The sequence below is a fragment of the Mesorhizobium sp. B2-6-1 genome, assembly GCF_006440475.1.
Lineage (GTDB): Bacteria > Pseudomonadota > Alphaproteobacteria > Rhizobiales > Rhizobiaceae > Mesorhizobium.
This window is the reverse complement of the sequence record NZ_VFUH01000008.1, coordinates 263,113-288,286: the sequence shown is the minus strand read 5'-3', so window position 1 is coordinate 288,286 and position 25,174 is coordinate 263,113. Positions and strand designations below refer to the sequence as shown.

Here is a 25,174-nt window from a genome sequence, read left to right as displayed (position 1 = left end):
CCATCACGCCGATCATCTCGCGGCCGGTCGATTTGTTGAATTCCTCGACCTCCGGCATGGGCTCGGTCAAGAGATACATATGCTCCATGGCGAGCACCGGCAGCTCGAGGCCGACCATGCGGCCGATCTCGCGCGCCCACAGGCCGCCGCAGTTGACGACATGCTCGGCGTGAACCGTGCCTTGTTCGGTGATGACGTTCCAGGTGCCGTCGACCTGCTGCGTCAGTTCGACGACGCGGTTGCGCAGCACGATCTCGGCGCCGAGTTTCTTCGCCGCTTTCGAGTACGCAATCGTCGTGCCGGACGGATCCAGATGGCCTTCGACCGGATCCCACATGGCGCCGACGAAATTCGTCTCGTCCATCAGCGGGAACATCGCCTTGGCCTCGGATGGCGTGATCAGCTCGGTATCCATGCCGAGATAGCGGCCCTTGGCATGGGCAAGCCGCAGGAAGTCCATGCGCTCGGGCGAGTCGGCCATCATCACGCCGCCGGTCAGGTGCAGCGAACAGGACTGGCCGGAAAGCTCCTCGATCTCCTTGTAGAGCTGCACGGTATAGGCCTGCAGTTTGGCGACGTTGGGGTCGCCGTTGAGCGTATGGAAGCCGCCCGCCGCGTGCCAGGACGAGCCGGAAGTGAGCTCCGAACGCTCGATCAGCATGATGTCGGTCCAGCCGGCCTTGGCCAGGTGATAGAGCACCGAGCAGCCGACGACGCCGCCGCCGATGACAACCGCTTTTACATGGGATTTCATGAAGATAGGTCCGTTTTTGAAGAGATTGAATCGGGTGAGTGCGGTGTGAAAACAAGGCGGAGGTCGGATGCAGCGATGTTTTCGGTCAGCCTGCCGTCGAGCGCGGCAAGGACGGTTTCACAGACGAGAGTACGATGTTTCGAGAGGCGCAGGATCGAGTAGCCTTGGGCGCGCATGAAATCGTCGCGGCGGCGGTCGTAGGAACTGTCGGCGTGCTGTGAGCCGTCGAGCTCGACGACCAGCCATTTTTCGCGGCAACAGAAGTCGGCGTAGTATGGTCCGATAGAGAACTGGCGTGTGAACTTGTAGCCACCAAGTCTGCGGGCATTTAGTTCGAGCCAAAGCAGTGCTTCGGCCTGATTGTTGCCTTGCCTGAGTTTCCTGGCTCTCTGGGTTGTGCCTGACTTTCGGCGACTGCGGGTTTTACGAGCGGCTTCCCCCACTCCGTCGCTGCTTCGCAGCGCCACCTCTCCCCCCTCCGGAGGGAGAGGAAGGGAGCCAGCCCGGCCAAGCTCACGCCCTTCCTCTCCCCCGTCGATCGGGGGAGAGGTGTCGAGCGCAGCTCGACGGAGTGGGGGTCGACTGCTCATGAAGCCAATACAGATCAAAAATCGGTCGGGGCGCCGCCTTCGGCGCGGCGTTTCTGGACGAAGGCGTTGAGCTCTTCGCGGATCGCCGGGTCCATGTAAGGCTCCTCATAGGAGGCCAGCCGCTCCTTCCACACCTTGTTGGCCTTTTCGAGCGCCGTCGGCGAGCCGGCTTCCGCCCAGGTCTCGAAATTGCGCCAGTCGGACAGGATCGGCGAGTAGAAGGCGGTCTTGTAGCGGTCCTGCGTGTGCTGTGTGCCGAAGAAGTGGCCGCCGGGGCCGACCGACTGGATGGCGTCGAAGCCAAGCGCCTGTTCGGACAGGTCGAGCGGGGTCAAGAATTCCGCCACCATCTGCAACAGGTCGATGTCGAGGATGGTCTTCTCGTAGGAGCAGCGCAGGCCGCCTTCGAGCCAGCCGGCGGCGTGCATCATCAAATTGCCGCCGCCCTGAATGGCGCCCCACAGCGAGAACACGCTTTCATAGGCGGCCTGTGCGTCGACCGTGTTGGCGGCGCAAGTGTTGGAGGTGCGGTAGGGGATGTTGTAGCGGCGGGCGAGCTGGCCGCCGACGAGCTGCGCCTTCATGTATTCGGGCGTGCCGAAGGCGGGCGCACCCGACTTCATGTCGACATTGGAGGTGAAGCCGCCATAACCGACCGGCGCGCCCTTTCTGACCATCTGGGCAAACGCGATGCCGGACAACGCCTCGGCGTTCTGCTGCACCAGCGCGCCGGCAATGGTCACCGGCGCCATGGCGCCCGACAGGGTGAAGGGCGTGACGATGACGACCTGGCCCTTGCTAGACATCTGGATGATGCCTTCCATCATCGGCACGTCGAGTTTCAGCGGCGAATTTGTGTTGATGATGGTGAAGACGGACGGTTCTTCGAGCAGCTGCTCGTGGCTGATGCCGCGCGCGATACGGGTGATCTCGATGCCGTCGACATTTCGCTCCTTGCCGAGCGAATAGATGTGGAACACCTTGTCGGTCAGCGTGGCGAGGTCGCGGATGCATTCGAGGTGGCGGACGGAGGGGTGGATGTCGATCGGCTCGACCGGATAGCCGCCCGTGCAGTTCAGTATGTTGTGCATCTGCGCCAGGCGCAGGAAATTGCGATAGTCCTGCTGGTTGCCGGGCCGGCGGCCACGATCGATGTCCGAGCAATTGGGCGCCGAGGCCATCATCGAGATAATCAGATTGTCGCCGCCGAAGCGCACATTGTGCGCGGGGTTGCGGGCATGGATGGTGAATTCAGGTGGGCAGTGCGACACCAGATCGAGGATCATGTCGCTGTCGAAGCGCACGCGCTCGCTGCCTTCGCGCACGTCGGCGCCATGTTCCTTCATGATGCGGCGGGCTTCGTCATGCAGGACGTCGACACCGATCTCCTTCAGCACCCGCAGCGAGGCCAGGTGGATCGATTCCAGCTCGTCGTCGGAAACCAGCTTGGTCGGCTGGAGCGGGATTTTCAGCTGGCGGAACGGCGGCTGCTCGAACGCGGCCGAGCCGCCTGCGCGTTTTCCGGCGCGGCCACCGCGGCGGGCACGATCGGTTGCCAATGCCGGTTCGGCGGGTTGAAGGGCGGCGGTCATGAGGGGCCTCGTACGATGCGAAAGTGGGCGGCATAATGGACCGGCGGCTGTCCGGCCATTGCGGAGGCGGCGACCACTAGAGCGAGGGAAGCGACATGCCGGAACGGCAGCTGCCTGGTCCCGAGGCAGGCCGGCGGATGTGGGTGCGCCATTCGTTGCAGTATCGTCTTTTGCTTCTGGTAAACTTGTGCGTCGAATATCTCCGGAGGGAGAGCCATGCCTGACGTCGTCAAAGTGCGTGCCGCCACCAACAACGAAGTCGCGTTCCTCTCCTGGGACCTCGACGCGATGATCCCGGGCTGCCTGGGCTTCGAGATCGTCCGCCTCTATCCCGACACCGGCGAGGAGCGTTGCCTGGCGTCCTGGGTGCCCTTCAAGGGACAGCGCAACAAGGATTGGATCCCCCAGGATACCGGCGTCTGGCCGGTGCAGAAGACATTCTGGCGCGATCTCACTGTCCGGCGGCGCCGCGACAGCCTGGATGTCAGGCCAGACGGCGAAATGATCGCCTACCGGGTGCGTCCGGTCGGCGATATGAAGGCCGGGCTCGATCCCGTGCCGGTGCGCCCGGAAAAGACCTATACCGGCCCAGCGCGGCCGCTGGGCTATCTCGGCCGGGGCGCGGTCAGTCCGCCGATCTTCCTCGGCCAGATGTTCGGCAAGGCGCGCGTCGCCTTCACGAATGGCGTGCTGTCGACGCAATGGATGTCGCGCGCGCTGGCCGAGGCCGGCATCAAGCTCGGGCAGCGCGACAAGATCAGGGCTGTGCTGCAGGACCCGACCAGCAAGATACGCGCCTACCTGCATGGCGACGTGCCTGATGTGCTGACCAGCCTGCTGAAGCGGGCCAAGGCCGAGGGCGGCACGGTCAGTCTTGCGCTCTACGAGCTTGGCGACGACGAACTGTGCGACGCAATCATTGCCGCCAAGGATGTCGTGGAGGTCATTCTTTCCAACTCGGGCAGGGATGACCAGACGAAGGCCTGGGACGCTGGCAACGCGCCTTACAGGAAGCGGCTGCACGACGCAGGCGTCGCGGTGACGGATCGCCTGTTCAACAACAACCATATCGGCCACAACAAGTTCGCCGTCTATCGCGATGCCCAGGGCAAGCCGCAATCGGTGATGACGGGCAGCACCAACTGGACCTCGACGGGCATTTGCGGGCAATCCAACAACGCCTTCATCCGCGACGACCCGGCGATGGCCGAGATATTCGACGCCTACTGGCAGCGCATGAAGGCCGACCTGTTCCCGCCGCCGGCCACGGAAAGCGCCGCCGGCCATGTCGCGCAGACGCAAGGCGTGCCGTTTCGCAGGGAAAACCACAGGCCAAACCCGCTCAACGGCGCCACGGCGGCGCTGGACGGCATGACGGTGTGGTTCTCGCCCAATGATCCCGAGCGCAACAAGAAGGACATCTCGGTGCGGCCGGTCGATCTCGAGGACCTCTTCGTCCGCATCAAGGCAGCCAAGCGCGCCGTGCTGTTCCTGGTGTTCAATCCTTCGCGGCTCGGCGACAATTCGATCGTCGACCAGGCGGTGGCGGCGGCAAGGGCCGATCCGAAGCTGATCGTGCAAGGGGCAATCAGCGATGAGACCGCCATGCCCAATTATGTCGCGCCGACCAAGGATCCGGTCACCCATAAATCAAACAGGGACGGCAAGTCGCCCTTCGTCTATCCGGAGAAGGTCTGGGAGGCGCCGAACGTTTCCATCGTGCGGGCGGCGAACCTGACCGGCGCCACGATCGCCCGCGATTTCCAGGCGGAGGTGCTGACCGTCGGCCATGCCATCGTGCACGACAAGATCGTCATCATCGATCCGATGGAGGACAACGCGACGGTCGTCACCGGCAGCCACAACCTCGGCTACAAGGCTTCCTACGAGAATGACGAGAACATGGTGATCGTCGAAGGCGACAAGACCTTCGCCGCGGCCTATGCCGTGCATATGCTCGACGTGTTCGACCACTACAAGTTCCGCGCCTGGCGCAGGACCATCGGCAAAGGCCCTTCGGATGACGATGGGCTGTCCATCGACGACAAGTGGCTGAAGCCTTACGCGCAAGGCAGGAAAGGCGCGATCGCACGGTATTTTCCATAGTGCTGCCGGCAGGTGCTGACGGCTTTTGACGCGAGCCTTCCGGTGCACGGCGCCGGCCGTTGGCGCAAGCGGATTTCGCTGTCCGGCCCTTCCTTTCCCGGGATCGAACCGGTAGCTGATGGCTTGCCGATCCGCAGGTCGGCGATTCACTCATGGAACGGCAGCATGGTCGCGACCGGCTCGAGCCAAGGCGAAGCGGCAACGCAGTGGGCAGCGCTCGCCGGCGTCACCGCGGCGCTGGCGATGTTCGGCGCCGCGCAAGGGCTGAGCTCGCCGCTGTTCACGCTGCTGATGCAGAAGCAAGGCATGTCGCCGGGCCTGATCGGCCTGTCGGCGGCGATGATGCCGGTTGGCTTGATCCTGTCTGCCTCGTTCGTGCCCGCCGCCGTGCGGCTGGTCGGCGCCCGCACGCTCGCCGTCGGCTGCTCGCTGATCGGTGCGCTGTGCTTCCTGGGCATCGGCTATCTGCAGGATTGGGTGGCGTGGTTCGTCCTCCGTTTCCTCATCGGCGTGGTCATCAACCCGCTCTATATCCTCGGGGAGGTGTGGGCGCTGTCGCTGGCGCCGCCGGCGCGACGCGGCCGGGTGATGGGCGTGTTCAACACGCTGATGGGGGCCGGCTACTCGGCCGGGCCTTTCACACTGACCCTGCTCGGCACGTCGGGCTGGGCTCCCTTCAGCGTCGGCATTGGTGGTTTCGTGCTCTGCGCCGTTATTCTGCGCCTTGTCTCCTCAAAGCTCCCCGGTTTCGAGGATGACGGCCAGCCAGCCGGCAGCTTTATCGGTTTTGCCCGGCTGGCGCCGGCGCTGCTGCTGGCGGTGCTGGTCTCGGCAGCGGTCCAGCAAAGCACCTATGCGCTGGTTCCGGTCTTCGGCGCCGGCTATGGCTTGCCGGAAGCCGTGCTCGCCGCTCTGGTGATGGCGTTATCCCTGGGCAATATCCTGCTGCAGATCCCGCTCGGCCTGCTCGCCGAACGCTTCGGCGGCCGCCCCATGATCCTGGCCTGTGCGGTGGCGACCACCGTTTGCGCGCTTCTGCTGCCGCTGCTGATCACGACGCCGCTGATCTGGGCGGTGCTGCTGGTGATGGGAGCGGTCGGCTATGGCGTCTACACGATGGCGTTGGTGGAACTCGGCAGCCGGTTCAAGGGCTCGCTGCTGGTCACCGGCAACGCCGCTTTCGCCTTGTTGTGGGGCGTTGGCGGCATTGTCGGTCCGCCCAGCGCCGGTCTGCTGATGCAGGCGATCGGGCCTTTGGGATTGCCGGCGGTGATCGTCGGCCTGGACGCGCTGCTGGTCGCCTTCGTGCTCTACAGATCGGCCAGCCGCAGAGGCTCCTGACAGGGTTTGGCCGGAACAAGCGTGGGTTCGGGCTTTGGGGCTTACGGCTATCGGGTCGAAACGCTAAGCCTGCAGCCGAGAGGCGATGTGGATCATGGACCGGGTGGAACCGAAGCGCGACGAGACGATGCAGTGGGCAGCGATCACCGGTGTGATCGCGACCGTGTCGGTGTTCGCCATCGCGCAGGGACTGTCCTATCCGCTCTTGAGCTTCATCCTGCAGCGGCAGGGCGTTTCGCCTGTCATGATCGGCCTGTCGGCGGCGATGACGCCGATTGGCTTCATCGTCTCGTCGCCGCTCATCCCGTCACTGGCGCGGCGGTTCGGGGCAGGGCGCACGGCGCTGACCTGCGCGGCGCTTTCGGCGGTCGTGCTGGCGCTGATCGGCTGGACACAGGATCTCTATCTCTGGTTTCCGCTGCGGTTCCTGATCGGCGCGGTGACCAATCCGCTCTATGTCTTAAGCGAAATCTGGGTGATCGCGCTGGCGCCGCCGGCCCGGCGCGGCCGCATCATGGGCGTCTATTCCACGATCATCTCGGCCGGCTTCGCCGCCGGGCCGCTTTGCCTGCTGGCCGTCGGTACGGAGGGCTGGCCGCCATTCCTGGTCGGCATTTCCGCTTTCATCTTCTGCGGCGGCTGCCTGGCCCTGGTGGTCGGGCGCCTGCCTAAGGTCGACGAAGCCGGGCATCGGCTTTCGGTGGTGGGCTTCATGCCGCTCGCCTGGCTGCTTTTGTCGGCAGTAATCGTGGCTGCCGGCTTCGAGCAGGCGGTGTTGGCGCTGTTGCCCGTCTACGGCACGCATTACGGCATCGCCGAGAACCGCATGTCGGCCCTGCTGTCGACGATGATCGCCGGCAACATCGCCATGCAGGTGCCGCTCGGCCTGCTGGCCGAGCGGCTGACGGCGCGCCTGGTGCGGTTCATCTGCCTGGTGCTGACGCTGCTCGGCTGTCTGCTGCTGCCGCTATTGATCGAAACGCCGCTGGTCTGGCCGATGATCTTCGTCTGGGGCGCGGTGTCCTACGGCATTTATACGATGGCGATCATCGAACTCGGCGAGCGTTTCAGCGGCTCGGCGCTAATTGCCGGCAATGCCGCTTTCTCCCTGATGTGGGGCGTCGGCGGCATCCTCGTCCCGCCGCTTGCGGGCGGCGTGATGGACGGGATCGGCGCGAGCGGCCTGCCGGTGACGCTCGGCGCGATCTGCCTGGCGCTGGCGGCTGCGACCGTCATCCGGCGACGGATCGTGTGACGGCCTGAAGCGATCTGCCGCGATGACGCGGCTTCAACACCTTGAATCCGGCGCCCTTTGACGCGATGTAGGCAGGGCCGCCCCCCGATTTCCCGGAGACCCCCATGACCATTTCGACGACAAAGCCTGGCTTGGCGACCGATGATCCCTTTCTTTGGCTGGAGGAAAGGACGAGCAAGGAGGCGCTCGACTGGGTACATCGCCAGAACGAAGTCACGGTGGCGCAATTGCAGGGCGATCCGTCCTACCAGGCGTCGTTCGAAACCGCGCTCGATCTGATGACCGCCGAGGACAACATAGCCGTCGGCTCCGCGCTCAACGGCTACGTCTATAATTTCTGGCAGGACAAGACCAATGTGTTGGGCCTGTGGCGCCGCACGACGGTGGCTTCCTACAAGACCGACAGACCGGACTGGGAAACCATCATCGACTTCGACCAGCTCGCGGCGAAGGAGGGAGTGAAATGGGTGTTCGGCGGCGCCAGCCGGCTCTACCCCGATTTCAACCGCTGCCTGGTTTCGATGTCGCCTGATGGCGGCGACGCCAGCGAGATGCGCGAATTCGACATCGCCGCCAAATCGTTCGTCGAGGACGGTTTTCGCGCGCCCGCTTCCAAGTCCGGCTTCGGCTGGCTCGACAAGGATACGGTGATCGTCTCGGCAGCCTTCGAAGAGGCCGACAAGACCGAATCCGGCTACCCGCGCGTCGTCAAATTGTGGACGCGCGGCACGGACCTTGAAGACGCGACGCCGATCTTCGAAGCGCAGAAGGAAGACCTCGCCGTCGGCGCCGGCCTGGAGTTCGATGGCGAGAAGCGGCATTTGTTTCTAACGCGGACGCTCAACTTCTTTGCATCGCACAGTTTCCTGCGTCTCCCGTCAGGTGAAAACAGACGCATTCCGTTGCCCGACGACGTTACCGACACGGCGCTTTTCAAGGACCAGATGGTGTTTGGCGTGCGTACGCCTTGGACGGCGCCGGATGGCACGTCCTGCCGGCCGGACGGGCTCTATTCGTTCGATTTCGCGCATTGGATCGAGACCGGCAGTTTCGGCGTCATCGAGACCTTGCTCGCGCCGGCGCATCGCGTGTCCATCGCCACTCTTGCCAGGACGCAGGACCGCCTGTTCATCAGCCTGATGGACAATGTGCGCGGCAAGGTTGTGGCCTGCGAACGCAGGGACGGCGCCTGGTCGCTGAAACCGGTCGCGTTGCCGGAAAACGGCACGGTAGGCATCAGCCATGCCGAACATTTCGGCGCCAGCGTCTCCTTCTCTTTCACCGATTTCCTGACGCCGAGTTCGATCATCTGGTCCGACGACAATGGCGAGACGCTCGCCACCGTGAAGTCGCAGCCGTCGCGGTTCGATGCTTCGCAGCTCGTCTCGGAACAGTTCGAGGCGCGCTCGAAGGACGGCACGATGATTCCCTATTTCGTCGTCAGGCGGCGTGACCAGAAGGGCCCGGTGCCGACGCTGCTCTACGGCTATGGCGGCTTCGAAGTGCCTTTGCTGCCTGGCTATGCCAGCGTGCGCGGCAGGCTGTGGCTGGAGAAGGGCAATGCCTATGTGCAGGCCTGCATCCGCGGCGGGGGCGAGTTCGGCCCGGCCTGGCACCAGGCAGCGCTCAAGGCCAACCGGCAGAACGCCTTCGACGATTTCGCGGCGGTCGCGCAGGATGTCGTCAGGCGCGGCATTGCGACAGCCGCCTCGCTCGGCATCCAGGGCGGCTCGAATGGCGGCCTGCTGACGGGCGTCTCGTTGACGCAGCATCCGGAGCTGTTCGGCGCCGTGATCATCGAGGTGCCGCTGCTCGACATGCTGCGCTACACCGAATTGCCGCCCGGCGCGTCGTGGATGGCCGAATATGGCGATCCGTCGAAGCCGGAAGATGCGACCTGGCTGGCCGCCTACTCGCCTTACCAGCATGTCGAGGCCGGTGCCTATCCGCCGGTGCTGCTCACCACCTCGACCGCCGACGACCGGGTGCATCCCGGCCATGCGCGCAAGATGGCCGCCCGCCTGCAGGAGGCCGGCCACGCCGGGACGCTCTTCTTCGAAGAGACCGAGGGCGGCCATGGCGGCCGCGGCGACCGCCGGCCGCAGGCGGCACAGGCCGCGATGAAGTACGTTTTCCTGCAGAGGACGCTGGGCGGGAAGGGCTGAACCGAAAGCCTTCGGACCGGAGCGAAGGGTGGTTCACCTCGAACCTTCTTTGCTCTAAGGTGCCTTCATGGCTCCCGTGGTGACATTGGCCGGCCTTTTCGGGGTTCGGGCATTTGGGGGCGCGGTGACGCCGTCGCTGCGCACGTTGCGCGCCGAGCTTTTGCGGCTTTGCGCCCGCATAGGCTATTCGCCACCCGCTATCCTCTGAAGAATCCGCCCCGGCGCAGCCGGATTGGTTCCAGAGGAAGATCAGATCCATGACCTATCAAAATTATTCGCTGAAGCAGCTTCAGCAGATCGACGCCGCGCATCATCTGCATCCGTTCACCGACCATAGGGAATTGCGCGAGGCCGGATCGCGCATCATCACCCACGCCAACGGTCCCTTCATCTACGATTCCGAAGGGACGGAACTGCTCGACGGCATGGCGGGGCTGTGGTGCGTCAATATCGGCTATGGCCGCGACGAGCTCGCCGAGGCTGCCTATGCGCAGATGAAGGAGCTGCCTTACTACAATTCCTTCTTCAAATGCTCGACGCCGACGCCTGTGCTTCTGTCGAAGAAGCTGGCGGAGATCGCGCCGAAGAATGTCAACCAGGTGTTCTATGGCTCGTCCGGCTCGGAAGCCAACGACACTGCGCTCAGGCTCGTGCGCCACTATTGGGTGCTCGAAGGCAAGCCGCAGAAGAACCGCGTCATCTCGCGCAAGATGGCCTATCACGGCTCGACCATCGCCGGCACGTCGCTCGGCGGCATGGACGCCATGCACAAGCAGCTCAACGGAGAGGTGCCCAACATCGTCCATGTGATGACGCCGTACGCCTATGAGCTGTCGCTGCCGGGCGAGAGCGATCATGATTTCGGCCTGCGCGCGGCAAAGGCGGTCGAGGACGCCATCCTCGAAGCCGGCGCCGACAAGGTCGCCGCCTTCATTGGCGAGCCGGTGATGGGAGCTGGCGGCGTGAAGATACCGCCGGCAAGCTATTGGCCCGAGGTACAGCGCATCTGCCGCAAATACGATGTGCTGCTGATGCTGGACGAGGTCATCACCGGCTATGGCCGCACGGGCGAATGGTTTGCCGCGCAGACGCTTGGCATCGAGGCCGACACCATCACCACCGCCAAGGCGCTGACGTCGGGCTACCAGCCGCTGTCGGCGCTGCTGGTCGGCGATCGCATTGCCTCGACGCTGATCGAGAAGGGCGGCGAGTTCAATCACGGTTATACCTATTCCGGCCACCCCGTGGCTTGCGCCGTGGCGCTAAAGAACCTGGAGATCATGGAGCGGGAGGGTCTGGTCGACCGCGTTAGGACCGACACCGGGCCCTATTTCGCCAAGGCGCTGCAAGAGCGCATCGCCGGGCACGAGCTGGTCGGCGAGGTGCGTTCGATCGGGCTGATGGGTGCGATCGAGATCGTCAAGGACAAGGCGACCAAGGAGCGGTTCCTGCCGGCTGGAAGTGCCGCGGTGACCGTGCGCGAGCATGCGATCGCCAACGGCATGATGCTGCGCGCCACCGGCGACACGATGATCCTGTCGCCGCCGCTGATCTGGACCCGCGACACGATTGATATGGCCTGCGAGCGTATCGGCAAGGCGCTCGACCTGGCGCAAGCGGATCTGCGCAAACGGTAAAAGAAATGGCCGGGCGTTCGTGATCGAGACGCCCGGCCGTCGATGACCCAATGCCGATACCAGGCGCACCGAGGGTTCCGGTCGCCGGCGCTATCGGTTACAACCCGCCAAGGCAGTTTTGCCGACGGGGGACGCGATGGCCGGACAACCGCTCAACCAGCCCGCCGAAATCCCGGCTGAGCTCGATCGCTGGAATTGGGGCGCCTTCTTCCTCAACTGGATCTGGGGCATCGGCAACTCCACCTTCATCGCCCTGCTGGCGCTGATCCCGATCGTCAACATCGTCATGATCTTCGTGCTCGGCGCGCGCGGCAGCCGCTGGGCATGGCGGAACCGGGCGTGGCGCGATGCCGAGCAGTTCCGCAGAACGCAGCGCAACTGGGCGATCGCCGGTCTTGCCGTCTGGGTGCTCAGTATCGGGGGCTGCGCGACGATGGTCGGCGGCATCCCTTTCATGATCAAAGGCAGTGACGCCTATCACATGACCATGGAGGTCGTTCGCGCCGATACCCGGGTGAAAGCCGCTATCGGCGACGACGTGACCGCCAATTTCTGGGTCGGCGGCCATCTCAACGTCAACGCAGATGGGACGGGTGACGCGCAGTTCAGCATTCCCATCCACGGCGCCAAGGGAAAGGGCACGGTGTTTTCGCATCTTGTTCGCAATGCAGGCACGTGGAGCACGCACCTGCTCGTGGTCCGGGTCGAGGGCGCCGATGCGCCGATCGTGCTGACCAATGAAGATCACGTGCCGATCCCGAACGCGGCAATCGGAATATGAGGGATGTCGGATCCTGGAACGCAAAAACCGCGCCCCACCGGGAACGCGGCTTTGCCAGATACGCTTGGCGTTTCGCTACGCAAACACTTGGCGAAACTTACGGGCTCCGGTACGCGAGACCTGATCCGGAGCGCCGGGCGGACGCGATATCCGCCTCGCAGTCCGTTTTATAGGGACATCGTTACCGCGGAGTTATCGAGAGCTTAAGCAAACCTAAATTTTGCGGTTCTCCGGCGAGGCGTACGAAAGAAAAACGAGCTTTATCAATTGCTTATTGATTGGCGCCGCGCAGAAAATTTATGATCCCGGAAAAATCGGCGCCGGCATTCCCTTGCGCGTTGAACAGGCCGTAGAGCTGTGTCGCTTCGGCGCCAAGCGGTGTCACCGCGCCCGCGGCTTGCGCGGCTTCCTGCGACAGCTTCAAATCCTTCAGCATGAGCGCGGCGGCGAAGCCGGGCTTGTAGTCGCGGTTGGCGGGCGAGGTCGGCACCGGGCCGGGCACCGGGCAATAGGTGGTCAGCGACCAGCACTGGCCTGAAGAGGTCGAGGCAACGTCGAACAGGGCCTGGTGCGCCAGGCCGAGCTTTTCGGCCAGCACGAAGGCCTCGGCGACGCCGATCATCGAAATGCCGAGAATCATGTTGTTGCAGATCTTGGCCGCCTGGCCGGCGCCGTCGCCGCCGCAATGGACGATGCGCCCGGCCATGGGCTTCAGGATCGGCTCGGCGGCGGCGAAGGCGTCGTCCGAGCCGCCGGCCATGAAAGTCAGCGTGCCGGCGGCGGCACCGCCGGTGCCGCCCGAGACCGGCGCATCAACCGACAGCAGGCCGTGCTTTGCGGCGATGGCATGCGCCTTGCGCGCCGATTCGACGTCGATGGTCGAGGAATCGATGAAAAGCGCGCCCTTCTTTGCCTTGGACGCGATCTCTTCGTAGACCGACAGGACATGCTTGCCGGCGGGCAGCATGGTAATGACAACATCCGCATCTTTCACTGCGGTCAAGGCATTGGCCATGATCGTAACGCCATGTTCTTTGGCGACGGTGAGGTTTTCGGACATTAGGTCGTAGCCGTGCACGGCATACCCCGCTTTGACCAGGTTCGCCGCCATTGGATTGCCCATATTCCCAAGGCCGATGAAGGCGATTGTGGTCATTGTGTCTCTCCCGGAGTTTGCACGCTTCAGCGACCGATCAACGCGCGGGCGATGATGACGCGCATGATCTCGTTGGTGCCTTCGAGGATCTGATGCACACGCAGGTCGCGCACCAGTTTCTCGATGCCGTAATCGTGCAGGTAACCGTAGCCGCCGAGCAGCTGCAGCGCATCGTTGGCGACGTTGAAACCGGTGTCGGTGACGAAGCGCTTGGCCATTGCCGACCATTTCGAGGCATCCGGTGCCTTGCGGTCGAGCTTGGAAGCGGCGGCATAAAGAAAGATGCGCGCCGCCTGCAACTCGGTTTCCATATCGGCCAGCCGGAACTGCAGCGCCTGGAACTGGTTGATCCTGGAGCCGAATGCCTTGCGCTCGGCCGTGTAGGACAGCGCCTTGTCGAGCGCCGACTGGGCCCCGCCAACCGAACAGGCGGCAATGTTCAGCCGGCCGCCATCGAGTCCGGCCATGGCGATGCCGAAGCCGGCGCCTTCGCCTGACAAAAGGTTTTCGGCCGGCACCTTGCAATCCTCGAAAATGACCTGGCGGGTCGACTGCATATGCCAGCCCATCTTGTGCTCATTGGCGCCGAAGGAGAGTCCCGGCGCATCTTTCGGCACGACGATGGTGGAAATGCCTTTCGGTCCCTCGGCGCCGGTGCGCACCATGACGGCATAGATATCGCTGTCGCCGGCGCCGGAGATGAACTGCTTGGCGCCGTTCAGCACGTAGTCGCCGCCGCTCTTCACCGCCCGCGTCTTCAGGGCAGCGGCGTCCGAGCCGGAACCCGGCTCGGTCAGGCAATAGCTCGCCAGCCATTCCATGGAGGTGAGCTTCGGCAGGAAGCGCTGGCGCTGGCCGTCGTCGCCGAAACGATCGATCATCGAGGCCACCATATTGTGGATCGAGATGAAGGAGGAAAAGGCCGGGTCGGCGTGGGACAGCGCTTCGAAGATCAGCACGGCGTCGAGCCGGCCGAGCGCGGAGCCGCCGACATCGTCCCTGACATAGATGCCGCCGAGGCCCAGCGGGCCAGTCTCGCGGATCACGTCGGCGGGGAAATGCTTGTTGCGGTCCCAGTCTAGCGCATTCGGCGCGACGCGATCGGCGGCGAAGGCCTGAGCCATTTCCTGGATGGCGCGCTGGTCCTCGTTGAGTTCGAACTGGCTGGTGCTCGCATCGACCGCGGCGTCCATGGCGTGCTCCCTATATACTGGCCAGCTGGCTCGCTGGCCTGTCGTTTTTGGCTTTGCGCGCGCACCAATCTAGACCAATGATGCCGCCGCGCAACCCGAGCCGCCGCGGAGCGGCTGTGCGTCAATGCATGTCCGGAGCAAGATGTGACGACAAAATTCGATGAGCTGCTAGAGCGGTTCCACGCCTATCTCGCTTCCGTGGGTGACTTCCTGGTGCAGGATGCGGTGGCGCGCATAGGGTGGGATATGCCCGCCCGCGAGCTTGAACCGCACTCACTCGGCTGCCTGCGCCATCTCGATCGTGCCGCCGAATTGACACCGGCGCGGACCAAGCAGCTGGTGCAATTTCTGGCGCAGGAGCGCGGCGAATTGCGCTGGGGCCAGACCTACGGCGAGTCGGATTTCGGCAAGGCGTTCATCGACAATTATGGCTGGCTCGAAGTATTCGGCACCCGCGGCCACTTCGCCAACGACGAGGTCGCCGCCGGCGTGCTGATCCTTGGGCCTGATATCGTCTATCCCGACCACCATCATGTCGCCGAGGAGATCTATATCCCGCTGACCGGCGGCACCGAGTGGCGCATGGGCGAGGACAGCTTTCACAAGCGAGAGGCCGGCGAGGTCGTGTACCACGCTTCCAAGGTCAATCACGCCATGCGCACCGGCAAGGAGCCGTTGCTGGCGCTCTATATCTGGCGCGGCGGGCCGCTGGCGCAGAAATCCACGATCACCGGGACCGTGACGCAGGGCAGGGGCTGAGCCATGGCTAAAGCCATTATGCTGCAAGGCACGGGTTCGGATGTCGGCAAGACCGTGCTGGTCGCCGGGCTGTGCCGCGCCGCGAAAAAGCGTGGGCTGAAGGTGCGTCCGTTCAAGCCGCAGAACATGTCGAACAATGCCGCTGTCGCCGATATTCCCGGCGACAACAGGGCTGGCGGCGGCGAGATCGGCCGCGCGCAATGGCTGCAGGCGATCGCCTGCGGCGTGCCGCCATCGGTTCACATGAACCCCGTGCTGCTCAAGCCGCAGACCGATGTCGGTGCGCAGGTCATCGTGCAAGGCAAGGTGTTCGGCGAGGCGCGGGCGCGCGACTACCAGGCGCTGAAGGGCCGGCTGATGGACGCGGTGCTGGACTCCTGGGGCAAGGTCGGCGAGGGCGCCGATCTCGTCATCGTCGAGGGCGCGGGCTCACCGGCCGAGATCAATCTCAGAAGCCGCGACATCGCCAATATGGGCTTTGCGACGCGTGCCGACGTGCCTGTCGTGCTGGTCGGCGACATCGACCGCGGCGGCGTCATCGCCTCGGTCGCGGGCACGCATCTGATCCTGCCGGAGGAAGACCGGCGCATGATCGTCGGCTACCTCATCAACAAGTTCCGCGGCGACGTCTCGCTGTTCGACGACGGCATCAAGGCGATCGAAGGGTTCACCGGCTGGCGCTGCTTCGGCGTCGTGCCGTGGCTGAAGGCGGCAGCGCGGCTGCCCTCGGAGGATTCGGTGGTGCTGGAACGGCTTGCCTCCGGGGAGGCGCGCGCGCTGAAGGTGGCAGTGCCGATGCTTGGCCGCATCGCCAATTTCGACGATCTCGACCCGCTCAAGGCCGAGCCGCAGGTGGAAGTGGTGTTCGTGCCGCCCGGAAAGCCGTTGCCGCAGGATGCGGGACTGGTGGTCATTCCCGGCTCGAAGTCGACGATCGGGGATCTGCTGAAATTTCGCGAAAATGGCTGGGACCGTGATCTTCTCGCCCATCGCAGGCGCGGCGGCCATGTCGTCGGCATTTGCGGCGGCTTCCAGATGCTTGGCCGCATCGTGCGCGATCCCGACGGCATCGAAGGCAGCGTCACCGAAGCGGAAGGGCTTGGCCTGCTCGACATCGAAACAGTGATGGAACCGGAAAAGACGGTGCGCAACGTCAGCGCCCGCTCGGTGCCGTTCGACCTGCCGCTCGAAGGCTACGAGATCCATCTCGGCCGCACCACCGGCCCGGACATGCTGCGGCCGGCCGCAATCATCAATGGCGCCGAGGACGGTGCGGTCTCGGCGGATGGCAAGGTGGTCGGAACCTATATGCACGGGCTGTTTGGCGCCGACGCCTTTCGAGGGAGGTTCCTCGAAAGCCTCGGCGTCAAGGGCGGCGGCATCGACTATCGCGCCGAGGTCGAGAGGGCTCTCGACGAGGTCGCGGCCCAGTTGGAGAGCCATCTTGACTGCGACGCGATCTTTTCGCTGGCGCGGTAGCTAGCTGCTCTTTTCTCCCGCCTTCGGCCAATAGGTGCCGAAGGACCAGACATTGCCCTCCGGGTCGCGGCAGATGAACTCGCGACTGCCATAGTCGCGGTCGGTCAATTCCTGGAGGATCGTGGCGCCTGCCTTCTTCGCCTTGGCGTAGGCGGCGTCTGCGTCGTCGACGGTGATGTAGATTGACTTGCCGCCGCCTGTGCCGGGTTCGCCAACCATTTTGCCGTAGTCGTCGTCGCGCGCGCTGCCGAGCATGATCATCGAGGAGCCGAAGACCAGTTCGGCATGGTGCACGACATCGCCTTCGCCGTAGCGAGCACGGATGCTGAAGCCGAAGGCATCGCACAGCCAGTCGATCATTTTTGCGGCGTTCCTGTAACGCAAGGCGGGGTAGAGGCGGGGGGCTTCAGCGGGCATGGCAACTTCCTTCATTCGAGCTCATCGATGAACCCAGTCTGAGCGACAGCCGTTCCGGCGTCTTGAAGAAATGTTGCCCGGGACTTCAGGCCTGTGCCGAACCCTCGATCGCGGTCGGTGTCTCGCCGGCAAGGTCGCGGAACTCACGCACCAGATGCGCCTGGTCGGCATAGCCGCAATCGGCCGCGATGTCGGCCCAATCGCAGGCTTGCTGCCTCGACAGGCCAAGCGCGCGGTTGAAGCGGACGATGCGCGACAGCGTTTTCGGGCCGATGCCGGTCGCGTCCGCGAATTTCCCCGCCAGATGCTTGCGGCTCCAGCCCAGCCTGTCGGCCAGTGACGAGACGCGCACGCGGCCGCCGGAGGCGAGGATCCTGTCATAGGCCCAGGCAACCCCGGCCTGCGTTTCCGGCGCATCGGCCAGCCGGGCGGCGACGAACATCTCGACAAGGGCAAAACGTTTGCTCCAGTCCGCCGCGTTGCCAAGCCGCTCGCGCAAGGCGACGCCTTCGATGCCGAGCACATCGTCCAGGCTGACCATGCGGTCGGTCAACCCGCTCATCGGCTGGCCAAAGAATCGGCGTGCGCCAAGCGGGGTGAAATTGACCTGGACGCAGCAGGCGCCGCCGAAGGATTCGATCATCACGGGTCCGGCATAGAGGCCGGCGGCGAAACTGGCGAAGCGATCATTGTCGCCGGGCGGCTTGCCAAGGCCGATGGCGAAAGGTTCGGCGAAGCTGATGACCAGAGGCACGGTAAGGGAGGCATATTCGACATTGCGGTAATGGCCGGGCGCCGTTTCGCGATAACCGCAAATGTCTGACACAATGCCCGCGAGGGCAGGGCTGGGAAGGCGCCGCCGCATCTCGAACCGCCCGGGGACTGACCGGTCCTGTTCCTCCTGACATGGCATCTCGATTGGCATCGACAGGACTCTAGCAGAGCCCGGACCCGAATCAAAAGCGCCCGGCTTTTGGCCGGGCGCTCCGAATTGCCTGAGATTTGAATGTCAGGCGCCGCGCATCAGGCAGCCGCCGGCACGCACGAGGTAAGCAATGGGCACGGTCCACACCGACGCGAGTGGATGAACGAAAGAGGCCGAGGGCGGCGAGAATGCCGATGAGGCGATGACAAGGGAGATGATGAAAACAATCTCGGTAGGTGCGCTGAGATTCATGTGCGGGTCCTCTCCTCGACATGATTCGAACAGCGGCATTCCATCAGGCGCGCGGGTCACACACCAATCAGGACGCGCAGCGGGTTCGCCGGGTCGGCCAGGAGCTTCGCCGCCAGAGCGACGCAGACGATGACAAGCAGCGGCTTGATCAGCCTGGCGCCGATGCGCATGGCCAGGCTGGCGCCGAGGCGGGCGCCGAGGAACTGGGCGACGCCCATCATCAGGCCGATCTTCCAGGAGATGACGCCGACCGCGGCGAAGACGACGAAGCCGCCGATGTTGGAGGCGAAGTTGAGCAGCTTGGTGTGGGCCGTCGCCTTGAGTACGCCGTAGCCGGCCAGCGCGACGAAGGCCAGCATGTAGAAGGACCCGGCACCCGGCCCGAACAGGCCGTCGTAAAAGCCGATGGCCGGCACCAGCGTTATCCCGAACAGGAAGGGCGTCATACGTTCGGCGCGGTCAACGTCGGTCATGTTGGGCTTCAGGGCGAAATAGAGCGCGATGGCGATCAGCACCAGCGGCAGAAGCGCCCGCAGCAGATCGCCGGGCACGATCGTTGCCAGCAAGGCGCCGACGGCACCGCCGGCAAGCGCCAGCAGCGCAGAAGGCAGTTGCCGGCGAAGGTCGACATGGCCTTTCGCGGCATAGTGGATGGTCGCAGATCCCGAGCCGAACATGCCCTGCAGCTTGTTGGTTCCCAGCGCCTCGACCGGCGAGAAGCCGGCCAGCAGCAGTGCGGGAATAGTGATCAGCCCACCGCCGCCGGCAATCGAGTCGACAAAGCCCGCGGCAAAACCAGCGAAGGCGAGCATGGCGACGGATTCTAAGGTGAGGTCGATCATCAGGGAGAAATCAAGCCAGAGATGCTCCGGCTTCGATCACGAACACCCCGTTTGCGCAAGACCGATTTCACGCTACTTCTATCCAAGCGCGTCGCGCCTGGATTTCGCGTTGTGCTGTCATTATCCCAAAACCGCTGCGCTTTTTTGGGCTACATGGATTAGAGGAATCGGCAAAGGGGCTCCCGATGGCATTCGAACTGCTCGACCAGATACGCTCGATCTTCGATGGAGACCCCGGGGTGCGCAAGGTGGCGGACGACCCCGTGTTGTCGGCGGAACTTCTGATGCTGTTCCGCATGATCCTGGCTGACGGAACGGTCAGCGAGAGCGAGATGGTTGCCTTCCGGCGCATCTGCAAGGATGCCTTCGGCATTCCGGAAACCAGCATCGACGCCGTCATCGAATATCTCAACGAATTCGGCTACGAAACCAATGGCTCACAGGCCATCGCGCTGTTCCGCGACCTCGATGTCGAGCGGCGCAAGCAACTGGCGCAGCATATGGCCGAGATCGCCAAGGCGGACGCGCAATTGGCCGAGACCGAGGTGCGCCTGCTGCGCCGCACGCTCGACCTGCTCGACATCAGCCCGGTCGACGTGGTGAAATCTGAGCAGTAGGTTGATGGGATCCCAGCCGGGCCGGCTGTCTACGGCAGCCTCCGGCATTTGCGGCCTTTCACTCACACGGCGGATTCGCTTCGCGAACCGATCGCTCACCCCTGCTCCTGCATACGGCGTGCAATTGCCCTGTGCAGGTCCGGCGCTGCGGCGACAAGCGTCTTGGCCGCCTCGGATTGCGGGTGATCCAGCACCTCGCTCGTCCGGCCACGCTCGACGATCTGGCCGTCATGCATGACCAGCACTTCGTCCGTTATGGCGCGGGCGACGGTGAGGTCGTGGGTGATGAAGAGATAGGCGATGCCGAGTTTCTGGTTGAGCTCGGCGAACAGGTCGAGGATCTGAGCGCGGATCGAAACATCGAGCGCCGAAACCGGCTCGTCGGCGACGACCAGTTTTGGGCGGGTGATGATGGCGCGGGCGATCGACAGGCGCTGGCGCTGGCCGCCGGAAAATTCGTGCGGATACTTTTCCATGTCGTGCTGGTCGAGGCCGACCTCGTGCAGCGCCTGCGCCACCATCTCGCGGCGCTCGGCACGCCCCGGTTTCCTGTCCAGCACGTGCAGCGGCTCGGCGACCAGTTTCTCGACCGTCTGGCGCGGATCGAACGAGCCATAGGGGTCCTGGAATACCACCTGCATGTCGCGCCGCGCCGGCTTCAGGTCCGCCTCGCTCTTGCCGGTGAGGGGCTCGCCGCGAAAGCGGATGGTCCCCGAACTCGGCCGGTCCAGCGCCAGGATCATGCGCGCCAAGGTAGACTTGCCGCAGCCGGAGCGGCCGACCAGCGCCACCGATTGGCCCGGCGCCATCGACAGCGACACGCCGTCGACGGCGCGGATATCAGGCGCGCGCCGGAACAGCGAGGTGCGCCGGCCTGGATAGTCGCGCGTCACGCCCTCCACCTCGAGCAAGGGCCGGGCTGCCGAGGCGCCATGCGGCCGGGCGCGGGCCGGCACGTGCATCGAGGCCAGCGCCAACTGGCGGGTATAGGGGTGGAGCTGTTCAGAGAGCGTGCGGGCCGTATCGCCGGCTTCCATGACTTCGCCCCGACGAAGAATGGTGATGCGATCCGCCATCTCGGTGACCACGGCGAGGTCATGCGAGATCAGGAGCAGGCCCATGCCGCTCTCCGCGACAAGGTCGCGCAAGAGGGTGAGGATTTGTGCCTGCAGCACCACGTCGAGCGCCGTGGTCGGCTCGTCGGCGATCAGCAGCTTCGGCTTCAGCGCGCAGGCCATGGCAATGACGACGCGCTGGCGCTGGCCGCCGGACAGTTCGTGCGGATAGCGCGACAGCGGGAATTTTGCCGACGGCAAGCCAACCCGGTCGAGCGTTTTTCGCGCCCGCTCTTCCGCCTCGGCGCGGCTCGCCTTGGCATGCCAGCGTATACCTTCGGCGACCTGCTCGCCGATGGTCTTGAGCGGGTTCAGCGCGGTCATCGGCTCCTGGAACACCATGCCGATATCGTCGCCGCGCAGGGCGCACATCTGATCCTCGCTTGCCGCGAGGATGTCGATGCCGTCGAAGGTGATGCGCCCGCTGGCACGCGCGGCATATGGCAAGAGCCGCATGACGCTCAGAGCCGTCATCGATTTGCCGGAGCCGGATTCGCCGACCAGCCCCATTACCTCGCCGGGCGCGATGGAGAACTCGATGCTCCGGAGGATCGGCGTGTCGCCGATCGCCAGCGACAGATTGTCGATTTCCAGCAGGCTCATCGTTGCCGCCGCGATTTCGGATCGAGGATGTCGGCGATGCCGTCGCCCAAAAGGTTCAGCCCAAGCACGGTGATCACGATCGCCATGCCGGGAAAGATCGCCATCCAGGGCGCCACCACCATGCGGGTCTGGGCGTCGAACAGCATGCGGCCCCAGCTCGGCATTGGCGGTTGGGCGCCAAGGCCCAGATAGGAAAGCCCGGCCTCGGCCAATATGCCGAGCGCGAACTGGATAGTGCCTTGCACCAGGAGCAAGGTGGCGATGTTGGGGAGCACATGTTCGATGGTGATCAGCGCCTTGCCCTTGCCCGCGGCGCGGGCGGCGAGGATGAATTCGCGCGGCCAGATCGCCAAGGCGCCGGCTCGGGCGACGCGGGCAAAAACCGGGATGTTGAAGATGCCGATGGCGATGATGGCATTGATGGCGCCGGGGCCGAAGATGGCGGTGATCATGATGGCCGACAAAAGCGCAGGGAAGGCGAAGACGAGATCGTTGATGCGCATCAAGGCCTCGTCGACGAGGCCGCCGCGCGCCGCGGCGAAAGCACCGAGCGGCACGCCGACGCCCATGCCGATGCCGACCGCGACCAGCGCCACCGCGATCGAATTGCGGGCGCCGACCATGATCATCGACAGGATGTCGCGGCCGAAATGGTCGGTGCCGAACCAGTGCGCCCAGGACGGCGCCAGCGTCTTGTCGGATATCACCAGCCGGGTCACGTCATAGGGCGTCCAGAGATAGGAGAGGATCGCCACCGCCGCCACAAACAATGTGACGACGAAGCCGGCAAGAAACGAGCGGTTGCCGAACGCCTTGACGAGGATGCCGCCCAGCGTCTCTTCGGGGATGTCCGGATGCAACATCATTGCCGGCTTCGGAGGCGCGGATCGACGACGGCATAAGAGAGGTCGACGACGAGGTTGACGGCGATGACCGCGGCGACCAGCAGCATGACGACGCTTTCCACGACGATCAGGTCGCGCTGGGTGATCGCCTGGAACACCAGCCGGCCGAGGCCGGGCAGGTAGAAGACGTTCTCGATGATGATGGTGCCGGCGAGCAGGAAGGCGAATTGCAGGCCCAGAATGGTCAGCACCGGGATCATGGCGTTGCGCAGTGCGTGCCGCCACAGGACCGCGCGATAGGGCAGGCCCTTGGCGCGGGCGGTGCGGATATAGTCCTCGTTCAGCACCTCGATCAGTGCCGAACGGGTGACGCGTGCCAGGATCGCGGCCTGCGGCAGTGCGAGCGCCACAGCCGGCAGCAGCAGTGATTTCAGCGCCGGCCAGGCACCGGCCCCCCAACCGGGAAAGCCGCCGGCCGGAACCAGCCGCAGCCAGACCGCGAAGAGATAGATCAGCATCAGCGCGAACCAGAAATTGGGAATGGCGACGCCGAGCTGCGCGGCGCCCATCGCCGCTGTGTCACCCATCCGCCCGCGATGGTTCGCTGAAAACAGGCCGACCGGGATGGCGATGAGGGTGGATAGGGCGAGCGCAATCAGCGCCAGCGGCAGTGAGACGACGAGACGCTCGCGCACGAGGTCGATGACCGGCACCGAATAGGTGTAGGAGCGGCCGAAATCCAGGCAGAGCAGGCCGCCGGCCCAGTGCAGGTAGCGCCAGGGCAAGGGCGCGTCGAGGCCCATCTGGTTGCGCAGCAGCTCAACCTGGTCGGCGCTGGCATTCATGCCCAGCATCAGCCGCGCCGGGTCGCCGGGCAGGATCTCCAGCACCGCGAAGACGACCATGGAGGCCAGCGCCAACGTGGCGGCGGCGATCGCGAGACGCCTGAGGAGGTAGGCGGTCATCGCTTGATCGGCCAACAGTCGAAATCGGCGCTGCCCCTCATCTGCCTGCCGGCATCTTCTCCCCGTATAGAGACGGGGAGAAGGACGCCTTCGCAAAGGATTTCGCCAATCTTCAGCGTTGCAGAAAGGGTGCCGAGGTTGCGGCCAGCCCCCTTCTCCCCGTCACTATACGGGGAGAAGTGCCCGGCAGGGCGATGAGGGGCGGCGCAAACCTGAAGCGATCGTCCTGCGGCTCGGGTCAGGCAGCCCGGCAGGGCAGAGGGGGGTGCGGAGCGCAAGCGTCGCCTCTTGGCCAACGGCTTCACTCGTTCCACTTCACCTTGGTGAGATCATTGGACTGGATCGGCGCGTTTTCCCACAGGCCCTGCAGCTTGGCGTCCCAGACGCCGACCTTGGGCAGTTCGTAGAGGAAGCCGACCACGGCGTCGTCGGCCAAGATCTTCTGTGCCTGCCCCAGCAATTCCTTGCGCTTGGCTTCATCGGAGGTGACGTCCAGATCGGCGATCACCTTGTCGAAGGCCGGATTGTCGTAATTGAAGTAATAATCCTTACGCGCATAGATACCGATGTCGTTGGGCTCGGTATGGGAGACGATGGTCAGGTCGTAGTCCTTCTTGGTGAACACCTGGTCCAGCCACTGCGCCCATTCGACCGGGATGATCTCGAGGTTGATGCCGACGTCACGGAGCTGCGAGGCGATGATCTCGCCGCCGAGCCTGGCATAGGTGGGAGGCGGAAGCTTCAGCGTCGCCTTGAAGCCATTCTCCAGGCCTGCTTCCTTCAAGAGTTCCTTGGCCTTGGCGACATCGTGCGGATAGCGGCCGGTGAGGTCGACGTAGTCCTTGTTGGCCGGCGACATATGCGAGCCGATCGGCAGGCCGAGGCCGGCCGAGGCACCGTCGATGATCGCCTTGCGATCGAGCGCGTAGGAGATCGCCTGCCTGACCAGCAATTTGTCGAAGGGCGGCTTCTTGTTGTTGATCGACAGGATGGTTTCGCCTTCGGTCGAACCGATCACCACCTTGAAACGCGGATCGTCCTTGACCTGCGCGAGACTGTCGGGATCGAAGAATGGGAACGCCTGGATATCGCCGGAAAGCAATGCCGGTACGCTAGCAGCGGCATCGGGCACGATGCGGAATTCGACCTTGTCGAGGTAAGCCGGCGTGCCCCAATAGCTGTCGGATTTCACCAGTTTGATCGAGGATCCCTTGGCCCAGCTCTGGAATTTGAACGGGCCGGTTCCGACCGGCTTTTCCTTGTTGGCGTCAGCGGATTTCGGCGAGACGATGACAGCATCGCCCCAGCCCATATTGTAGAGGAAGGACCCCTGCGGATTCTTCAACGTCACCTTGACCGTTGCCGGGTCGACCACGTCGACCGTATCGATGGCCGCAAACAAGGCTTTTTGCGCGTTGACCGAATTGTCGGCGCGGGCACGGTCGAGCGAGAATTTCACGTCGTCGGCGCTGAAGCCGGCGCCATCGTGGAATTTCACGCCGGTGTGCAGCTTGAAGGTGTAGGTCTTGCCGTCGTCGGAGATGGTCCAGCTTTCAGCCAAATCCGGCAGGACCTCGCCATTTGGCCCGATGCGGGTCAAGCCTTCGAACACGTTGGCGTAGAGAACCTCGTCGATTGCCGCGGCCGCGCCGGCGGTCGGATCGAGATGTGGCGGTTCGAGCGGGATGCCGATGACCAGATCGGTTCGCGCCGCCAGCGCGGGAGTGCCGGCGATCAGCGCCAGGACGGCCGCGGCTAGGATGGTTTTCCACAATTTCATCGTGC

General features: G+C 64.3%; 23 protein-coding genes. 10 read left to right on the top strand and 13 right to left on the bottom strand.

What is annotated here, in order from left to right:
• From FJ443_RS18685 to FJ443_RS18675, 3 genes are all read right to left on the bottom strand, one after another.
• On the bottom strand, positions 1 to 754 hold a 754-nt coding region (locus tag FJ443_RS18685), incomplete at its 3' end, for an FAD-binding oxidoreductase (protein WP_140665304.1).
• Complete coding sequence (locus FJ443_RS18680; protein ID WP_140555055.1) at positions 751 to 1,221, bottom strand: DUF559 domain-containing protein; 471 nt, start codon at positions 1,219 to 1,221, stop codon at positions 751 to 753. The genes FJ443_RS18685 and FJ443_RS18680, both read right to left, overlap by 4 nt.
• A 137-nt stretch (positions 1,222 to 1,358) precedes the next feature.
• Entirely contained in the window at positions 1,359 to 2,936 is a 1,578-nt protein-coding gene (locus FJ443_RS18675) for a trimethylamine methyltransferase family protein (protein WP_140495671.1), read from the bottom strand.
• A 216-nt stretch (positions 2,937 to 3,152) separates the two neighbouring features.
• Here FJ443_RS18675 and FJ443_RS18670 point away from each other — a divergent pair, with 216 nt between their 5' ends.
• The 7 genes from FJ443_RS18670 (at position 3,153) to FJ443_RS18640 (ending at position 12,221) form a co-directional block, all read left to right on the top strand.
• Complete coding sequence (locus tag FJ443_RS18670) at positions 3,153 to 5,042, top strand: phospholipase D-like domain-containing protein (RefSeq protein WP_140665301.1); 1,890 nt, start codon at positions 3,153 to 3,155, stop codon at positions 5,040 to 5,042.
• A gap of 165 nt (positions 5,043 to 5,207) precedes the next feature.
• Positions 5,208 to 6,383 (top strand): MFS transporter, encoded by a 1,176-nt coding sequence (locus tag FJ443_RS18665; RefSeq protein ID WP_140665298.1) that lies wholly within the window; start codon positions 5,208 to 5,210, stop codon positions 6,381 to 6,383.
• A 94-nt stretch (positions 6,384 to 6,477) separates the two neighbouring features.
• A complete protein-coding gene (locus FJ443_RS18660) occupies positions 6,478 to 7,638 on the top strand; it encodes an MFS transporter (RefSeq protein ID WP_140665295.1) in 1,161 nt (386 codons plus the stop codon).
• A 104-nt stretch (positions 7,639 to 7,742) separates the two neighbouring features.
• Positions 7,743 to 9,803, top strand: coding sequence for a prolyl oligopeptidase family protein (locus FJ443_RS18655; RefSeq protein ID WP_140665292.1), 2,061 nt, complete (start codon positions 7,743 to 7,745; stop codon positions 9,801 to 9,803).
• A 67-nt stretch (positions 9,804 to 9,870) separates the two neighbouring features.
• Positions 9,871 to 10,011, top strand: a complete 141-nt coding sequence (locus tag FJ443_RS31420; RefSeq protein WP_140495676.1) for a capsid protein — start codon at positions 9,871 to 9,873, stop codon at positions 10,009 to 10,011.
• Between the two features lie 49 nt (positions 10,012 to 10,060).
• Positions 10,061 to 11,440: an aspartate aminotransferase family protein gene (locus tag FJ443_RS18645; RefSeq protein WP_140665289.1), complete on the top strand. Its 1,380-nt coding sequence runs from the start codon at positions 10,061 to 10,063 to the stop codon at positions 11,438 to 11,440.
• A 136-nt stretch (positions 11,441 to 11,576) separates the two neighbouring features.
• On the top strand, positions 11,577 to 12,221 hold the full coding sequence (locus FJ443_RS18640; RefSeq protein WP_140665286.1) for a cytochrome c oxidase assembly factor Coa1 family protein: 645 nt from the start codon (positions 11,577 to 11,579) through the stop codon (positions 12,219 to 12,221).
• Positions 12,222 to 12,492: 271 nt separating this feature from the next.
• Here FJ443_RS18640 and mmsB read toward each other — a convergent pair whose 3' ends face one another.
• Both mmsB and FJ443_RS18630 read right to left on the bottom strand, forming a co-directional pair.
• Positions 12,493 to 13,377 (bottom strand): 3-hydroxyisobutyrate dehydrogenase, encoded by an 885-nt coding sequence (gene mmsB / locus FJ443_RS18635; protein ID WP_140665284.1) that lies wholly within the window; start codon positions 13,375 to 13,377, stop codon positions 12,493 to 12,495.
• Positions 13,378 to 13,403: 26 nt separating this feature from the next.
• Entirely contained in the window at positions 13,404 to 14,570 is a 1,167-nt protein-coding gene (locus FJ443_RS18630) for an isobutyryl-CoA dehydrogenase (protein ID WP_140564135.1), read from the bottom strand.
• 144 nt (positions 14,571 to 14,714) lie between these two features.
• Here FJ443_RS18630 and FJ443_RS18625 point away from each other — a divergent pair, with 144 nt between their 5' ends.
• Together FJ443_RS18625 and FJ443_RS18620 are read left to right on the top strand one after the other, a co-directional pair.
• Entirely contained in the window at positions 14,715 to 15,329 is a 615-nt protein-coding gene (locus FJ443_RS18625; RefSeq protein WP_140495681.1) for a dimethylsulfonioproprionate lyase family protein, read from the top strand.
• Positions 15,330 to 15,332: 3 nt separating this feature from the next.
• The gene (locus tag FJ443_RS18620; protein WP_140665281.1) at positions 15,333 to 16,808 is read left to right on the top strand and encodes a cobyric acid synthase; all 1,476 of its coding nucleotides are present in this window, start codon (positions 15,333 to 15,335) and stop codon (positions 16,806 to 16,808) included.
• On the opposite strand, the gene FJ443_RS18615 is transcribed toward FJ443_RS18620, so the two are convergent.
• From FJ443_RS18615 to FJ443_RS18605, 4 genes are all read right to left on the bottom strand, one after another.
• On the bottom strand, positions 16,809 to 17,225 hold the full coding sequence (locus FJ443_RS18615) for a VOC family protein (RefSeq protein WP_140665279.1): 417 nt from the start codon (positions 17,223 to 17,225) through the stop codon (positions 16,809 to 16,811).
• Positions 17,226 to 17,310: 85 nt separating this feature from the next.
• Positions 17,311 to 18,150, bottom strand: coding sequence for an AraC family transcriptional regulator (locus FJ443_RS18610; RefSeq protein WP_140559635.1), 840 nt, complete (start codon positions 18,148 to 18,150; stop codon positions 17,311 to 17,313).
• Between the two features lie 84 nt (positions 18,151 to 18,234).
• A complete protein-coding gene (locus FJ443_RS31195; protein ID WP_181169595.1) occupies positions 18,235 to 18,402 on the bottom strand; it encodes a hypothetical protein in 168 nt (55 codons plus the stop codon).
• Between the two features lie 56 nt (positions 18,403 to 18,458).
• Positions 18,459 to 19,244: a TSUP family transporter gene (locus FJ443_RS18605; RefSeq protein WP_140555067.1), complete on the bottom strand. Its 786-nt coding sequence runs from the start codon at positions 19,242 to 19,244 to the stop codon at positions 18,459 to 18,461.
• A gap of 185 nt (positions 19,245 to 19,429) precedes the next feature.
• On the opposite strand from FJ443_RS18605, the gene FJ443_RS18600 reads away from it, so the two are divergent.
• Positions 19,430 to 19,861 (top strand): TerB family tellurite resistance protein, encoded by a 432-nt coding sequence (locus tag FJ443_RS18600; protein ID WP_140495687.1) that lies wholly within the window; start codon positions 19,430 to 19,432, stop codon positions 19,859 to 19,861.
• A gap of 95 nt (positions 19,862 to 19,956) precedes the next feature.
• On the opposite strand, the gene FJ443_RS18595 is transcribed toward FJ443_RS18600, so the two are convergent.
• The 4 genes from FJ443_RS18595 to FJ443_RS18575 form a co-directional block, all read right to left on the bottom strand.
• Positions 19,957 to 21,579 (bottom strand): ABC transporter ATP-binding protein, encoded by a 1,623-nt coding sequence (locus FJ443_RS18595; protein ID WP_140665276.1) that lies wholly within the window; start codon positions 21,577 to 21,579, stop codon positions 19,957 to 19,959.
• Positions 21,576 to 22,445 (bottom strand): ABC transporter permease, encoded by an 870-nt coding sequence (locus FJ443_RS18590; protein ID WP_140631120.1) that lies wholly within the window; start codon positions 22,443 to 22,445, stop codon positions 21,576 to 21,578. Before FJ443_RS18590 ends, FJ443_RS18595 begins: the two co-directional genes overlap by 4 nt.
• On the bottom strand, positions 22,442 to 23,389 hold the full coding sequence (locus tag FJ443_RS18585) for an ABC transporter permease (protein WP_140555073.1): 948 nt from the start codon (positions 23,387 to 23,389) through the stop codon (positions 22,442 to 22,444). The genes FJ443_RS18590 and FJ443_RS18585 overlap by 4 nt, the downstream gene beginning before the upstream one ends.
• 301 nt (positions 23,390 to 23,690) lie before the next feature.
• A complete protein-coding gene (locus FJ443_RS18575) occupies positions 23,691 to 25,169 on the bottom strand; it encodes an ABC transporter substrate-binding protein (RefSeq protein ID WP_140665273.1) in 1,479 nt (492 codons plus the stop codon).
• Positions 25,170 to 25,174: the final 5 nt, after the last annotated feature.